The 15,336-nt window shown below is 51.6% G+C and carries 13 protein-coding genes; 9 read left to right on the top strand and 4 right to left on the bottom strand.

The features are described from left to right. Window positions 1-174 precede the first annotated feature (174 nt). Entirely contained in the window at window positions 175-1,083 is a 909-nt protein-coding gene (gene galU, locus FFB58_RS05130) for a UTP--glucose-1-phosphate uridylyltransferase GalU (protein WP_039030687.1), read from the top strand. Between the two features lie 202 nt (window positions 1,084-1,285). Here galU and hns read toward each other — a convergent pair whose 3' ends face one another. Continuing rightward, complete coding sequence (hns, locus tag FFB58_RS05125) at window positions 1,286-1,699, bottom strand: histone-like nucleoid-structuring protein H-NS (protein ID WP_039030686.1); 414 nt, start codon at window positions 1,697-1,699, stop codon at window positions 1,286-1,288. A gap of 536 nt (window positions 1,700-2,235) precedes the next feature. Between hns and tdk the strand changes: the two genes are divergently transcribed. After that, window positions 2,236-2,850: a thymidine kinase gene (gene tdk / locus FFB58_RS05120; RefSeq protein WP_138369219.1), complete on the top strand. Its 615-nt coding sequence runs from the start codon at window positions 2,236-2,238 to the stop codon at window positions 2,848-2,850. Between the two features lie 63 nt (window positions 2,851-2,913). Here tdk and adhE read toward each other — a convergent pair whose 3' ends face one another. Next, window positions 2,914-5,589 carry a bifunctional acetaldehyde-CoA/alcohol dehydrogenase gene (gene adhE / locus FFB58_RS05115; protein ID WP_138369218.1) on the bottom strand — a complete coding sequence of 892 codons (2,676 nt, stop codon included), beginning with the start codon at window positions 5,587-5,589 and terminating at the stop codon, window positions 2,914-2,916. A gap of 476 nt (window positions 5,590-6,065) precedes the next feature. Between adhE and FFB58_RS05110 the strand changes: the two genes are divergently transcribed. The 6 genes from FFB58_RS05110 (at window position 6,066) to oppF (ending at window position 13,074) form a co-directional block, all read left to right on the top strand. Beyond that, complete coding sequence (locus tag FFB58_RS05110; protein ID WP_138369217.1) at window positions 6,066-6,713, top strand: YchE family NAAT transporter; 648 nt, start codon at window positions 6,066-6,068, stop codon at window positions 6,711-6,713. A 774-nt stretch (window positions 6,714-7,487) separates the two neighbouring features. Continuing rightward, the gene (oppA, locus tag FFB58_RS05105) at window positions 7,488-9,119 is read left to right on the top strand and encodes an oligopeptide ABC transporter substrate-binding protein OppA (protein ID WP_039030682.1); all 1,632 of its coding nucleotides are present in this window, start codon (window positions 7,488-7,490) and stop codon (window positions 9,117-9,119) included. 85 nt (window positions 9,120-9,204) lie between these two features. Further along, window positions 9,205-10,125 (top strand): oligopeptide ABC transporter permease OppB, encoded by a 921-nt coding sequence (oppB, locus tag FFB58_RS05100; protein WP_039030681.1) that lies wholly within the window; start codon window positions 9,205-9,207, stop codon window positions 10,123-10,125. A 14-nt stretch (window positions 10,126-10,139) separates the two neighbouring features. After that, the gene (oppC, locus tag FFB58_RS05095; RefSeq protein ID WP_138369216.1) at window positions 10,140-11,048 is read left to right on the top strand and encodes an oligopeptide ABC transporter permease OppC; all 909 of its coding nucleotides are present in this window, start codon (window positions 10,140-10,142) and stop codon (window positions 11,046-11,048) included. Window positions 11,049-11,059: 11 nt separating this feature from the next. Continuing rightward, entirely contained in the window at window positions 11,060-12,073 is a 1,014-nt protein-coding gene (locus FFB58_RS05090) for an ABC transporter ATP-binding protein (protein WP_039030679.1), read from the top strand. After that, the gene (oppF, locus tag FFB58_RS05085; RefSeq protein WP_039030678.1) at window positions 12,070-13,074 is read left to right on the top strand and encodes a murein tripeptide/oligopeptide ABC transporter ATP-binding protein OppF; all 1,005 of its coding nucleotides are present in this window, start codon (window positions 12,070-12,072) and stop codon (window positions 13,072-13,074) included. Before FFB58_RS05090 ends, oppF begins: the two co-directional genes overlap by 4 nt. 59 nt (window positions 13,075-13,133) lie before the next feature. Here oppF and FFB58_RS05080 read toward each other — a convergent pair whose 3' ends face one another. Both FFB58_RS05080 and cls read right to left on the bottom strand, forming a co-directional pair. Next, the gene (locus FFB58_RS05080; protein ID WP_138369215.1) at window positions 13,134-13,463 is read right to left on the bottom strand and encodes an HI1450 family dsDNA-mimic protein; all 330 of its coding nucleotides are present in this window, start codon (window positions 13,461-13,463) and stop codon (window positions 13,134-13,136) included. 32 nt (window positions 13,464-13,495) lie between these two features. Next, entirely contained in the window at window positions 13,496-14,956 is a 1,461-nt protein-coding gene (gene cls / locus FFB58_RS05075; protein ID WP_039030676.1) for a cardiolipin synthase, read from the bottom strand. Window positions 14,957-15,098: 142 nt separating this feature from the next. Between cls and FFB58_RS05070 the strand changes: the two genes are divergently transcribed. Then, window positions 15,099-15,272 (top strand): YciY family protein, encoded by a 174-nt coding sequence (locus FFB58_RS05070; RefSeq protein ID WP_098946243.1) that lies wholly within the window; start codon window positions 15,099-15,101, stop codon window positions 15,270-15,272. Window positions 15,273-15,336 lie beyond the last annotated feature (64 nt).

Below are 15,336 nucleotides of genomic sequence, written 5' to 3'. Positions count from 1 at the left end.
TTTATCGTCGTTTTACGGGCAATGCTACTATCGGTGCCTGTTTTCATTCGTATTTATCCTAATTAAGCGGTAGCGCGTCCTTTTCAGACCCGGACACCATCTTCAGGCTGATATACTGAACGCGTTATTAATGCAGACTAAAGTTCAAAACATGAACAGTTCAGGAGAGTTTCAATGGCTGCCGTAAATTCGAAAGTGACAAAGGCCGTTATCCCGGTTGCCGGGTTGGGAACCAGGATGCTGCCGGCAACGAAGGCAATTCCAAAAGAGATGCTGCCACTCGTTGATAAGCCATTAATCCAGTATGTGGTCAACGAATGTATTGCCGCTGGCATTACTGAAATTGTGCTGGTAACGCATTCATCCAAAAACTCTATCGAAAACCATTTCGATACCAGTTTTGAACTTGAAGCTATGCTGGAAAAACGTGTTAAGCGTCAGCTTCTGCAGGAAGTTCAGTCTATTTGCCCGCCGCACGTGACTATTATGCAGGTTCGTCAGGGGCTGGCAAAAGGTCTGGGCCATGCCGTATTGTGTGCACACCCGGTCGTCGGGAACGAGCCGGTAGCGGTTATTTTACCTGACGTTATTCTCGATGAGTTTGAATCCGATCTCTCACAGGATAACCTGGCAGAAATGATTAAGCGCTTCGACGAAACGGGCAGCAGCCAGATCATGGTTGAGCCGGTTGAAGACGTTACCGCTTATGGCGTGGTTGACTGCAAAGGCGTTGGCATGAACCCGGGTGACAGCGTGCCAATGGTCGGCGTGGTTGAGAAGCCAAAAGCCGACGTAGCGCCGTCTAATCTCGCTGTAGTAGGGCGTTACGTCCTGAGCGCGGAGATTTGGCCACTGCTGGCTAAAACACCTCCAGGCGCTGGGGATGAAATCCAGCTGACCGATGCCATCGACATGCTGATCGAAAAAGAGACCGTTGAAGCTTACCACATGAAAGGTAAGAGCCATGACTGCGGTAATAAACTCGGTTACATGCAGGCATTCGTTGAATATGGTATTCGTCACCAGTCTTTGGGTGAGGAATTTAAAGGCTGGCTGAAAGATACGCTGGGCATTAAAAACTAATTTTGCGATGACGCGCTAAGCAAAAACCGGTGATAGCCAGGCTACACCGGTTTTTTTATGGCCTTTTTAAGGCGTTTCTTACCAGGGCACGAGAATAATCTGGTTCAATCGTTATGACAGCATGTAACAGAATGTCACACTGTATAAAATAAAGGCATAAAAAATCCCGCATTAAGCGGGATTTTTCGGATAATTTTCTGACTTATTCCTGAATCAGGAAGTCGTCCAGTTGTTTACCTTGCTCATCCATGGCTTTTTTGATAACAGCTGGAGTACGACCCTGGCCAGTCCAGGTTTTAGATTCGCCGTTCTCGTCGATGTAGCTATATTTAGCAGGACGCGCAGCGCGTTTAGCTTTAGTACCGGTTTTAGCGGCAGCCATGCTGTTCAGCAATTCGTTTGGATCAATACCATCTGCGATCAGCATTTCACGATATTGCTGCAGTTTACGCGTACGCTCTTCGATTTCAGCAGCAGCAGCGTTTTCTTCTTCACGGCGCTCGTTAACAACGACTTCTAATTTCTCCAGCATTTCTTCAAGCGTTTCCAGAGTACATTCTCTCGCCTGGGCACGGAGAGTACGGATGTTGTTCAGAATTTTAAGTGCTTCGCTCATTGTAGTAATCTCAAACTTATAATGTGGGGGGTTTGTTGAAGTAATAATAGAGGCATAAATTGATATATGCAATAGGTCATAATGTAAGGAATTCAAAAATACCTAATATTCGACGCTATTAATAATTAAGCCAACTTAAATTTGGTAGGGCAAAAGGTAACCCCGGTTATCCAATGATGCGTTGTAAACCTGACGGTGAACTCTTTTTCGTCTGCAATTTTGTCAGGGTTTATTGTTTCTCAGGATAAATATCAACCTTTCGTATTAGTACTGAAAACACGGTTTCTCGCCAAAATGGTTAATTATTATTGATTCATTTTGAACCCTGTGACGACATTAAAATAAGAGGTTTTTCCTGAACTTAGCACGGTGATAAAGCTCAGATATTTCCTCTTTTTAGTATGATCCCTATATCCTTGTTAAGGGATAAAATCTTCTGAAATCCCTGTAAACAGCGCTGGAGCACGGAAGACCCGACAAAATATGGTACAATCGCGCATCGGTAATAATACACATTGATTAGGGTTTAAGGGCCAATGGCACAACTGTATTTCTACTATTCAGCAATGAACGCAGGTAAGTCGACCGCATTACTGCAATCCTCCTACAATTACCAGGAGCGTGGGATGCGCACGGTGGTGTACACCGCTGAAATCGATGACCGCTTTGGCACCGGGAAGGTCAGCTCCCGAATTGGCCTCTCTTCACCCGCCAGGCTATTTAACCCACAAACCAATCTGCTGGATGAAATTCGAGCAGAAGCCGCCGCTCGGGCGGTGCATTGCGTGCTGGTAGATGAAAGCCAGTTTCTAACGCGTCAGCAGGTACATGAGCTTTCAGAAGTGGTTGATGAGCTTGATATACCGGTGCTCTGTTATGGCTTGCGTACTGATTTTCGCGGCGAGTTATTTATCGGTAGCCAGTACTTGCTAGCCTGGTCAGACAAACTGGTGGAATTAAAAACCATCTGCTTCTGCGGGCGTAAAGCGAGTATGGTGCTGCGCCTCGATCAGTCGGGTAAACCCTATGCGGAAGGCGAGCAGGTGGTTATTGGGGGCAATGAGCGCTATGTATCCGTCTGTCGTAAGCATTACAAAGAGGCGCTGGTCACAGGCTCTCTGACGGCGATTCAGGACGCCTTTCGTCGCTAGCATCTCTGTTTCTTAACAGACATAAAAAAACCCGCCGAAGCGGGTTTTTTATTGAGCGATTAATTAAGCGCTTTTCTTCGCTTTCTTATCCACTTTCACCAGGGCTTCCGCTGCAGGTGCAGCAACCACACCTTCAGAGTATTCACGGCCGTAGTAGGTATCCAGCAGGATCTGTTTCAGCTCGGCAATCAGTGGGTAGCGCGGGTTCGCACCAGTACACTGGTCATCGAAGGCATCTTCAGACAGCTTGTCAACGTGAGCCAGGAAGTCAGCTTCCTGAACGCCTGCTTCACGGATTGACTTAGGAATACCCAGTTCAGCTTTCAGGCTTTCCAGCCATGCCAGCAGCTTCTCGATCTTCGCTGCAGTGCGGTCACCAGGAGCGCTAAGGCCCAGGTGATCAGCGATTTCTGCGTAGCGACGACGAGCCTGTGGACGGTCGTACTGGCTGAATGCAGTCTGCTTGGTTGGGTTATCGTTCGCGTTGTAACGGATAACGTTAGAAATCAGCAGGGCGTTCGCCAGACCGTGAGGAATGTGGAACTGTGAACCCAGCTTGTGCGCCATGGAGTGGCACACGCCCAGGAAGGCGTTAGCAAACGCGATACCGGCGATGGTGGCAGCACTGTGCACGCGCTCACGGGCAACCGGGTTTTTAGAGCCTTCGTTATAGGACGCTGGCAGGTTCTCTTTCAGCAGTTTCAGTGCCTGCAGAGCCTGACCGTCAGAAAACTCAGACGCCAGTACAGAAACATAGGCTTCCAGGGCGTGAGTTACCGCATCCAGACCACCGAATGCACAGAGTGATTTCGGCATCTCCATAACCAGGTTGGCATCGACAATCGCCATATCCGGCGTCAGAGCGTAGTCTGCCAGTGGGTATTTCTGACCGGTTGCATCGTCGGTTACAACGGCAAACGGAGTCACTTCAGAACCGGTACCGGAAGTGGTGGTGACGGCGATCATTTTCGCTTTCACGCCCATTTTCGGGAACTTGTAGATACGTTTACGGATATCCATAAAGCGCAGCGCCAGTTCTTCGAAGTGCGTTTCAGGGTGCTCGTACATTACCCACATAATTTTGGCTGCGTCCATTGGGGAGCCGCCGCCCAACGCGATGATCACGTCTGGTTTGAAGGAGTTTGCCAGCTCTGCGCCTTTACGCACAACGGACAGGGTAGGGTCAGCTTCAACTTCGAAGAACACTTCAGTTTCTACGCCAGCTGCTTTCAGAACAGAGGTGATCTGGTCTGCGTAGCCGTTGTTGAACAGGAAGCGGTCAGTCACGATGAGCGCACGTTTGTGGCCATCAGTAATCACTTCATCCAGCGCGATTGGCAGGGAGCCACGGCGGAAGTAGATAGATTTCGGAAGTTTATGCCACAACATGTTTTCAGCTCGCTTAGCAACGGTTTTCTTGTTGATCAGGTGCTTAGGACCAACGTTCTCAGAGATGGAGTTACCACCCCATGAACCACAACCCAGAGTCAGGGAAGGCGCGAGTTTGAAGTTATACAGGTCACCGATACCACCCTGAGAAGCAGGGGTGTTAATCAGGATACGGGCAGTTTTCATCATCTGACCGAAGTGAGCAACACGTTCTGGCTGGTTATCCTGGTCGGTATACAGGCAGGAGGTATGACCGATACCGCCCATCGCAACCAGTTTCTCAGCTTTAACGACCGCGTCTTCAAAATCTTTCGCGCGGTACATTGCCAGGGTCGGAGACAGTTTTTCGTGCGCAAACGGCTCGCTTTCATCAACGATTTTCACTTCGCCAATCAGGATCTTAGTGCTGGCTGGAACGGTGAAACCTGCCAGTTCAGCGATTTTGTACGCTGGCTGACCGACGATGGCGGCGTTCAGTGCGCCATTTTTCAGGATGATGTCCTGAACAGCTTTCAGCTCTTTGCCCTGCAGCAGGTAGCCGCCGTGGCTGGCGAAGCGTTCGCGAACGGCATCGTATACGGAGTCAACAACAACAACGGACTGCTCGGAAGCACAAATTACGCCGTTATCGAAGGTTTTAGACATCAGTACAGAAGCGACAGCACGTTTGATATCGGCGGTTTCGTCGATAACAACAGGGGTGTTACCCGCACCTACGCCGATAGCCGGTTTACCGGAGCTATAAGCTGCTTTAACCATACCTGGACCACCGGTCGCAAGGATCAGGTTGATGTCCGGGTGGTGCATTAGTGCGTTAGACAGCTCCACAGAAGGCTGATCGATCCAGCCGATCAGATCTTTCGGTGCACCTGCAGCGATCGCCGCTTGCAGAACGATATCCGCAGCTTTGTTGGTTGCATCTTTAGCACGTGGGTGTGGAGAGAAAATGATTGCGTTACGCGTCTTCAGGCTGATCAGCGATTTGAAGATAGCGGTAGAAGTTGGGTTGGTAGTTGGAACGATACCGCAGATGATACCGATTGGCTCAGCGATGGTGATGGTTCCGAAGGTGTCATCTTCTGACAGGACGCCACAAGTCTTCTCATCTTTATAGGCGTTGTAGATATACTCAGAAGCAAAGTGGTTTTTAATCACTTTATCTTCAACGATACCCATACCGGATTCGGCAACGGCCATTTTAGCGAGAGGGATTCGAGCATCTGCAGCAGCCAGGGCGGCGGCGCGGAAGATTTTATCAACCTGTTCTTGGGTGAAATTGGCATATTCACGCTGGGCTTTTTTTACGCGCTCTACAAGTGCGTTAAGTTCAGCGACATTAGTAACAGCCATAATGCTCTCCTGATAATGTTAAACTCTTTTAGTAAATCAGCTGCTCGACAAGAAAACAGTATAGTCAGCGTCATTGCCACTTGCTTTAATTACGTAAAAACAAGGTGTTAACGTTTTTATCTTTCCCCTGATTTACTAAAAGAGCCTCCTATCAGTAGCCTGGGTTCAGACTCTGCATCTCCGTGGTGGCGTAATCAAGATTACTCACTTCTGAGTACCGAAAACATGATCTGTATCAATTTATCCATAAGCTGATACCTTTCAGCAGGGGTATTTTGGGGCATTTCGTCAGATGTTAAATAATTGCAAAAGTAATTGAACCATAAGCACCTATAAAGTACACAAATATTTTACAGTGCAACATCACTATATTTAGCATTAATGTGATGAAAGGCAGGCATAAAAGGCGTATCTTCTGCGCGGTTATTGTTGTTGCCACATTTTATATTACGTCTTGCTTATCAGCGGAGCTAACAGTGAGCCTATCGCTCTTTGATTTTCCAACCTATTTTAAGTTTTTCATCGGCCTGTTTGCGCTGGTGAACCCGGTGGGCATCATCCCCGTGTTTATCAGTATGACCAGCTATCAAACCGCTGTGGCCAGGAATAAAACCAACCTGACGGCAAATTTGTCGGTGGCAATCATCCTGCTGACCTCGCTCTATCTTGGCGATTCAATATTGCAAATTTTTGGCATCTCCATTGATTCGTTCAGAATTGCTGGCGGGATCCTCGTGGTGACTATTGCAATGTCAATGATCAGCGGCAAGCTGGGTGAGGACAAACAAAACAAGCAGGAGAAATCAGAAACCGCCATCCGCGAGAGTATTGGTGTAGTACCGCTGGCGCTGCCATTAATGGCGGGACCGGGGGCAATCAGCTCCACTATCGTATGGGGAACGCGCTACCATAATCTGATGCATCTGGTTGGCTTCTCGGTAGCCATCGCGCTGTTTGCGTTCTGCTGCTGGGGGATATTCCGTCTCGCACCCTGGCTGGTGCGTCTACTGGGGCAGACCGGCATTAACGTTATTACCCGAATTATGGGTCTGTTGCTGATGGCGTTGGGGATCGAATTTATTGTTACCGGTCTGAAATCCATTTTCCCGGGTTTACTCAGTTAGCCATTTCAAACGAAAGAGCGGAGCCTGTGGCTCCGTTTTTTTTGTCATTATCAGCAAATCATATAATGAAAGTTGAAAATCGCTCTATCTATAATAAATTTTATTAATAATTTTGTTGTTATAACTTTCAATAACTTGCCTTCCATCACCCTCCTGTGCTGGTCACAATCCGCGCAATGCGACTGTTATTTTACTCACACGATACTCTGGGGCTTGCTGCAAGATTACTGAGATGATATTAGTAATTTGCTGAATGATTTAGATGAATGTGCTAAATAATAGACAGTTGTTAATTTTTTGTACAAATAACTGTTCGTCTCTGGCAGCGCCAGGCAGTCATCGACAACATTTTCAACATCCCATTGAATAGCGGTAACTTTTCCCGCTTTTGATGCGCGGCAGGGTAGCCCACAGCGTTACGGTAACTTTCGTAAAAGAGAATTGGTTAACAAATTTGCAAAATGTATTGGCACCTAAGTAAGCCATTTGGTACTTTCCGGCCATTCCATTTCAGCGTAATTCCTTTAGTTGAGAATCTTTTTCATTAACGATTCTGACCTATAAGAATTAATACACGCCTCGACAGGGGAGGCGTGTCACAAATCGACGCAAGGCGGCCAGACGAGTCGCCAGTAATAGTAAAGTCGGTGATAGCAAGAAGTAAAAAAACGCCTGACGGCAGCATAAACTCCTACGTTGTCAGGGAACCCCAAAAAGGGGAATTAAACAGGCTGGTAAAAAACCAGTAATTATAAAGAGTGGAGTATCAACACAATGTCCATCATCACAAAAAAAAGTCTGGTCGCTGCGGGGATCTTAACTGCGCTAATCGCAGGCAACGTTGCAATGGCTGCTGACGTACCTGCTGGGGTCCAACTGGCGGAGAAGCAAACGCTGGTCCGTAACAACGGTGCTGAAGTCCAGTCTCTGGACCCGCACAAAATTGAAGGTGTACCTGAGTCTAACGTTAACCGCGATCTGTTCGAAGGTCTGCTGGTCTCTGACGTAGACGGCCACCCGGTTGCGGGTGTCGCTGAAAAATGGGAAAACAAAGACGGTAAAGTCTGGACCTTCCACCTGCGTAAAGACGCAAAGTGGTCTGACGGTTCCCCGGTCACCGCACAAGATTTCGTTTATAGCTGGCAGCGCCTGGCGGATCCAAACACCGCCTCTCCTTATGCGAGCTATCTGCAGTATGGCCATATCGCCAATATCGACGACATCATCACCGGTAAAAAACCGGTTACCGACCTCGGCGTAAAAGCGATCGATGACAACACCTTCGAAGTGACCCTGAGCGAGCCGGTTCCGTATTTCTATAAGCTGCTGGTTCACCCGTCCGTTTCCCCGGTTCCGAAAGCCGCGGTTGAGAAATTCGGCGAGAAGTGGACTCAGCCTGCCAATATCGTGACCAACGGCGCCTATAAGCTGAAAGCCTGGGTTGTTAACGAACGTATCGACCTCGAGCGTAATACCAACTACTGGGACAACGCGAAAACCGTTATTAATCAGGTAACCTACCTGCCAATCTCTTCTGAAGTGACCGACGTTAACCGCTATCGCAGCGGCGAAATCGACATGACCTATAACAACATGCCGATTGAACTGTTCCAGAAGCTGAAAAAAGAGATCCCGGCTGAAGTACACGTTGACCCGTACCTCTGCACCTATTACTACGAGATCAACAACCAGAAAGCGCCATTCAATGACGTTCGCGTTCGTACCGCTCTGAAACTGGCACTGGATCGCGACATCATCGTTAATAAAGTGAAAAACCAGGGCGACCTGCCGGCGTACAGCTACACCCCACCGTATACCGATGGCGCAAAACTGACCCAGCCAGAGTGGTTCGGCTGGTCACAGGAAAAACGTAACGAAGAAGCGAAGAAACTGCTGGCCGAAGCCGGTTATACCGCTGAGAAACCGTTGACCTTTAACCTGCTGTACAACACCTCTGACCTGCATAAGAAACTGGCTATCGCCGTCTCCTCCATCTGGAAGAAAAACCTGGGTGCGAACGTGAAGCTGGAAAACCAGGAGTGGAAAACCTTCCTCGACAGCCGTCATCAGGGCACCTTTGATGTGGCGCGTGCAGGCTGGTGTGCGGACTACAATGAACCGACCTCCTTCCTGAACACTATGCTGAGCGACAGCTCGAACAACACCGCGCACTATAAGAGCCCAGAGTTCGACAAGCTGATTGGCGATACCCTGAAAGTCACTGACGAAGCGCAGCGTGCTGACCTGTATGCGAAAGCAGAACAGCAGCTCGATAAAGACTCTGCAATCGTGCCGGTTTACTACTACGTGAACGCCCGTCTGGTGAAACCGTGGGTAGGTGGATATACCGGGAAAGACCCGATGGATAATATCTACGTTAAAAACTTGTATATTATCAAGCATTAATGGCAATGAGTGGGGCGGGCGATGCCTGCCCCACGGTGTCTACTCATCGTAATACTATATAGGCACACGCCAGAAGGTACGGGCAATGTTGAAATTTATCCTACGTCGCTGTCTTGAAGCGATCCCAACGCTATTTATTCTTATAACGATCTCCTTCTTTATGATGCGTCTCGCGCCGGGAAGTCCTTTCACCGGTGAACGTACGCTGCCACCAGAAGTCATGGCGAATATCGAAGCGAAATATCATTTAAACGATCCTATCTCCACCCAGTATTTCAACTATCTGAAACAGCTGGCCCACGGTGATTTTGGTCCGTCGTTTAAATACAAAGATTATTCCGTAAACGACCTGGTGGCTTCGAGCTTCCCCGTTTCGGCAAAATTAGGCGCCGCGGCATTTTTACTGGCCGTTATTCTTGGCGTGACGGCGGGCGTTATTGCCGCGCTTAATCAAAATACCAAATGGGATTACGCCGTGATGGGGGTGGCAATGACCGGCGTCGTCATACCGAGTTTTGTCGTCGCACCCTTACTGGTAATGATATTTGCCATCACCCTGAAATGGCTGCCCGGCGGCGGCTGGAACGGCGGGGCGCTGCAGTACATGATCCTGCCGATGGTGGCGCTGTCTCTCGCCTATATCGCCAGTATTTCGCGTATTACCCGTGGTTCGATGATTGAAGTGCTGCACTCTAACTTCATCCGTACCGCCCGTGCGAAAGGGCTGCCGATGCGCCGTATCATCTTCCGTCACGCGTTAAAGCCAGCGCTGCTGCCGGTGCTCTCTTACCTGGGCCCAGCGTTTGTCGGGATCATCACCGGTTCAATGGTTATCGAAACCATTTATGGTCTGCCGGGTATCGGCCAGCTGTTCGTTAACGGCGCCCTTAACCGCGACTACTCTCTGGTATTGAGTCTGACCATTCTCGTTGGCGCGCTCACCATCTTCTTTAACGCGATCGTCGACGTGCTGTATGCCGTTATCGATCCGAAAATTCGCTACTGACACTGGAGCTCGCCATGATGTTAAGTAAGAAAAACAGCGAGGCGCTGGAAAACTTCAGTGAAAAACTCGAAGTCGAGGGGCGTAGTCTCTGGCAGGATGCCCGCCGTCGCTTTATGCACAACCGTGCCGCGGTTGCCAGCCTGATTGTGCTGGTGGTTATCGCCCTGTTTGTGACGCTGGCGCCGATGCTGTCTCAGTTCACCTACTTCGATACCGACTGGGGCATGATGTCCAGCGCGCCGGATACCGAATCGGGCCACTACTTTGGTACCGACTCCTCCGGGCGCGACCTGCTGGTGCGTGTGGCCATCGGTGGACGCATTTCGTTGATGGTCGGGATCGCGGCGGCCTTCGTTGCGGTAATTCTGGGGACTTTATACGGATCGCTGTCCGGCTACCTCGGCGGCAAAGTCGACTCGGTGATGATGCGTATTCTGGAGATCCTCAACTCCTTCCCGTTTATGTTCTTCGTCATCCTGCTGGTGACCTTCTTTGGCCAGAACATTCTGCTGATCTTCGTGGCCATCGGCATGGTGTCGTGGCTGGATATGGCGCGTATCGTTCGCGGCCAGACCCTGAGCCTGAAGCGCAAAGAGTTTATCGAAGCGGCGCAGGTCGGCGGGGTCTCTACCGGCAATATCGTGGTTCGCCACATCGTGCCGAACGTGCTGGGCGTAGTGGTAGTGTATGCCTCCCTGCTGGTGCCGAGCATGATCCTGTTTGAATCTTTCCTGAGCTTCCTCGGCCTGGGTACCCAGGAGCCGCTGAGCAGCTGGGGTGCGCTGTTGAGTGATGGCGCAAACTCTATGGAAGTTTCACCGTGGCTGCTGCTGTTCCCGGCGGGCTTCCTGGTGGTGACACTGTTTTGTTTCAACTTTATCGGCGATGGCCTGCGTGATGCCCTCGATCCGAAAGACCGTTAAGGAGTGCCGCCATGACTATTATTGAAACGGCATCTGCCCCACAAGCGCATCAGCAGAGCAACCTTCTGCTGGATGTGAAAGATCTGCGCGTTACCTTCAAAACGCCCGATGGCGACGTGACCGCGGTAAACGATCTTAACTTCAGCCTGCGTGCTGGCGAAACGCTGGGTATCGTGGGTGAATCCGGTTCCGGTAAATCCCAGACGGCGTTCGCGCTGATGGGCCTGCTGGCACAAAACGGTGTTATCGGCGGATCTGCGCTCTTTAACGGCAAACAGATCCTTAACCTGCCGGAAAACGAGCTGAACAAGCTGCGCGCCGAGCAGATCTCGATGATTTTCCAAGATCCAATGACCTCCCTGAACCCGTATATGCGTGTGGGCGAGCAGCTGATGGAAGTGCTGATGCTGCACAAAGGGATGGGCAAAGGCGAAGCCTTTGAAGAGTCGGTGAAGATGCTGGATGCGGTGAAAATGCCGGAAGCGCGTAAGCGTATGCGCATGTTCCCGCACGAGTTTTCCGGCGGGATGCGCCAGCGCGTGATGATCGCCATGGCCCTGCTGTGCCGGCCAAAACTGCTGATTGCCGATGAACCCACCACCGCACTGGACGTGACCGTTCAGGCGCAGATCATGACCCTGCTGAATGAGCTGAAGCGCGAGTTTAACACCGCGATCATCATGATTACCCACGATCTGGGCGTCGTGGCCGGGATCTGCGACAAGGTGCTGGTGATGTATGCCGGTCGTACTATGGAGTACGGTAAAGCGCGCGATGTGTTCTACCATCCGGCGCACCCGTACTCTATTGGCCTGCTGAATGCGGTACCGCGTCTTGATGCGGAAGGGGAGTCGCTGCTGACCATTCCGGGCAACCCGCCAAACCTGCTGCGTCTGCCGAAGGGCTGTCCGTTCCAGCCGCGGTGCCCGCACGCGATGGAAATCTGCAACAGCGCTCCGCCGCTGGAAGAGTTTGCCCCAGGCCGTCTGCGCGCCTGCTTTAAGCCGTACGAGGAGCTGGTATGAACGCGACCGACGAAAAAAGAAATGTTCTGCTCGAAATCGCCGATCTGAAGGTGCATTTCGACATTAAGGATGGCAAGCAGTGGTTCTGGCAGCCGGCCAAAACCCTGAAAGCGGTGGACGGCGTGACCCTGCGTCTGTACGAAGGGGAAACCCTCGGCGTAGTGGGTGAGTCGGGCTGCGGTAAATCCACCTTCGCCCGCGCCATTATCGGCCTGGTGAAAGCCACCGACGGCAAAGTGGCCTGGCTGGGTAAAGATCTGCTGGGGATGAAACCGGATGAGTGGCGCGAAGTGCGCAGCGACATCCAGATGATTTTCCAGGATCCGCTGGCGTCACTGAACCCGCGTATGACCATCGGTGAGATCATCGCCGAGCCGCTGCGCACCTATCATCCGAAGATGCCGCGCACGGAAGTGCGTGACCGCGTTAAGGCGATGATGATGAAAGTGGGCCTGCTGCCTAACCTCATCAACCGCTATCCGCACGAGTTCTCTGGCGGCCAGTGTCAGCGTATCGGTATTGCCCGCGCGCTGATCCTCGAGCCGAAACTGATCATCTGCGACGAACCGGTCTCCGCCCTGGACGTGTCCATCCAGGCGCAGGTAGTTAACCTGCTGCAAAAGCTGCAGCGAGAGATGGGCCTGTCGCTGATCTTCATCGCGCACGACCTGGCGGTGGTGAAGCACATCTCCGATCGTGTCCTGGTGATGTATCTCGGCCATGCGGTTGAGCTGGGCACCTATGATGAGGTCTATCACAACCCGTTACACCCTTACACCAAAGCGCTGATGTCTGCGGTGCCGGTGCCGGATCCTGACCTCGAGCAGAATAAAACTATTCAGCTGCTGGAAGGGGAACTGCCGTCGCCGATCAATCCGCCGTCGGGCTGTGTGTTCCGTACCCGCTGTCCGATTGCCGGGCCGGAGTGCGCGAAGACGCGTCCGGTGCTGGAAGGCAGCTTCCGCCATGCGGTCTCCTGCCTGAAGGTCGATCCGCTCTGAGTGGATAACAGGTAATAAAAAAGGCTGCATTTGCAGCCTTTTTTTATTCGCGCCAGATTTTACTCACGCCAGAGTATGTGGCACAGCTTGTGGTCTTTCTCGCGACACAGAAGGATGCGGGCAAAGATGTCGTTGATCTCACCGCCGTCGGTATCCGCCAGGCCAATCACCACCTCGGCGAAGAAATCCGGGTTCAGGTCGAAATCGACATGTTCAGCCCAGTCTTCAGACGGGTCGAACAACTCCGCGCCGCCACGCTCTTCAAACTGCAGATTAAAGAGAATGACGTCAGCCGGATCGAGATTATCGACGGCCAGTTCAAGAAAGATATCGTAGGCCTGCTCGAGCGTTTCGTCTTCGGTCAGGCGATTGTTTAGATCCATTTCCATGATGACTACCTTTTAACATCGTTGGGCACGTTTTACAGCAACGGACTAAAGAAGTAAAACAGTCGTTCGGCAATTCGCTGCCACAGCGGTCTTTTCATCCACAAACGGGCATCCAACAGGCGGGAGCGGGAGATATAGTCGTCCTGCACGGCGGCCAAATCGCCGCCAAAACCGGCATCGTCGATCACCAGGGTGATCTCAAAGTTGAGCCACAGGCTGCGCATATCCAGGTTCACGGTTCCTACCAGACTGAGTTCGCCGTCGACCAGCACGCTCTTGGTGTGCAGCAGCCCACCTTCAAACTGGTAAATCTTCACCCCGGCCGCCAGCAGTTCACTGAAGAACGCCCGGCTGGCCCAGCCCACCAGCACCGAATCGTTCTTGCGCGGCAGGATGATACTCACATCGACCCCACGCTGGGCGGCGGTACAGATGGCGTGCAGCAGATCGTCGCTCGGCACGAAGTAGGGGGTGGTCATGATCAGGTATTCACGGGCGGAATAGGCTGCGGTCAGCAGCGCCTGGTGGATCAGATCTTCCGGAAAGCCCGGGCCGGAGGCAATGGTGTGAATAGTGTGTCCGCTGGCCTGTTCAAACGGCATGATGTTCGCATCCGGCGGCGGGGGTAGAATGCGTTTGCCGGTTTCGATCTCCCAGTCGCAGGAGTAGACAATCCCCATCGCGGTGGCGACCGGGCCCTCCATACGCGCCATCAGATCGACCCACTGGCCCACGCCGGCATCCTGTTTAAAGAAGCGCGGGTCGACCATATTCATGCTGCCGGTATAGGCAATGTAGTTGTCGATCAGCACCATTTTGCGGTGCTGACGCAGATCCATCCTGCGCAGGAACACACGCATCAGATTGACCTTTAAGGCTTCGACCACTTCCACACCGGCATTGCGCATCATTGATGCCCAGTTGCTGCGGAAAAAGGTCACACTCCCGGCGGAGTCGAGCATTAAGCGGCAGTGGATACCGCGACGCGCGGCGGCCATCAGCGATTCCGCTACCTGATCGGCCATGCCGCCGGGCTGCCAGATGTAGAACACCATCTCAATATTATGCCGCGCCAGCTGTATATCGCGGATTAGCGCGTTCATTACGTCATCGGAGGTGGTCATCAGCTGCAGCTGATTGCCTTTCACCCCGGCAATGCCCTGGCGGCGTTCGCAAAGCTTGAATAATGACGCGGCGACGTCACTGTTCTCTTCGGCGAAGATATGTTTGCAGGATTTGAGATCGTTCAGCCACTTCGCAGTCGAAGGCCACATCGCCCGTGCGCGCTCTGCCCGACGTTTGCCGAGGTGAAGTTCGCCAAAGGATAAATACGCAATAATACCGACCAGCGGCAGGATATAGATAATCAACAGCCATGCCATGGCAGAAGGAACGGCTCTGCGCTTCATCAGGATGCGTAATGTTACCCCCGCGATGAGCAGCCAGTATCCCAGAATGAGCAGCCAACTCACCACGGTGTAGAAGGTTGTCATAATAAAAAATCCTTTTGAAAGCGTATTGTTATGAGTTTACGCGTCAGGATTTTTCTGGCAAATAAAAACGCCAGATAAAAGCGCTGGTCTGACGCAGGCAAGGGACTATAATGAGCGTTCTGTTTTGGGAAGAGTTGTTAACATGAAGCGCAGTAGAACAGAAGTAGGGCGCTGGCGCATGTTGCGACAGACAGGTCGTCGCAAAGCGCGTTGGCTGGAAGCACAATCCCGCCGTAATATGCGTATCCACGCCATCAGAAAGTGCAGTATGAACCGTCATCGCAATGCGTTGCTGTTCGCCGTTCAGGATTACTGAATGACACAAGGGCACCCTCAGAGGTGCCCGATGTTTTTATATGATTCGCTATTTCGAAAAGGAG

Source organism: Enterobacter sp. MF024 (assembly GCF_005843915.1).
Lineage (GTDB): Bacteria > Pseudomonadota > Gammaproteobacteria > Enterobacterales > Enterobacteriaceae > Enterobacter > Enterobacter barmai.
Note: the sequence above shows the minus strand (reverse complement) of the source record. Positions and strands in the feature narration are given on the sequence as shown.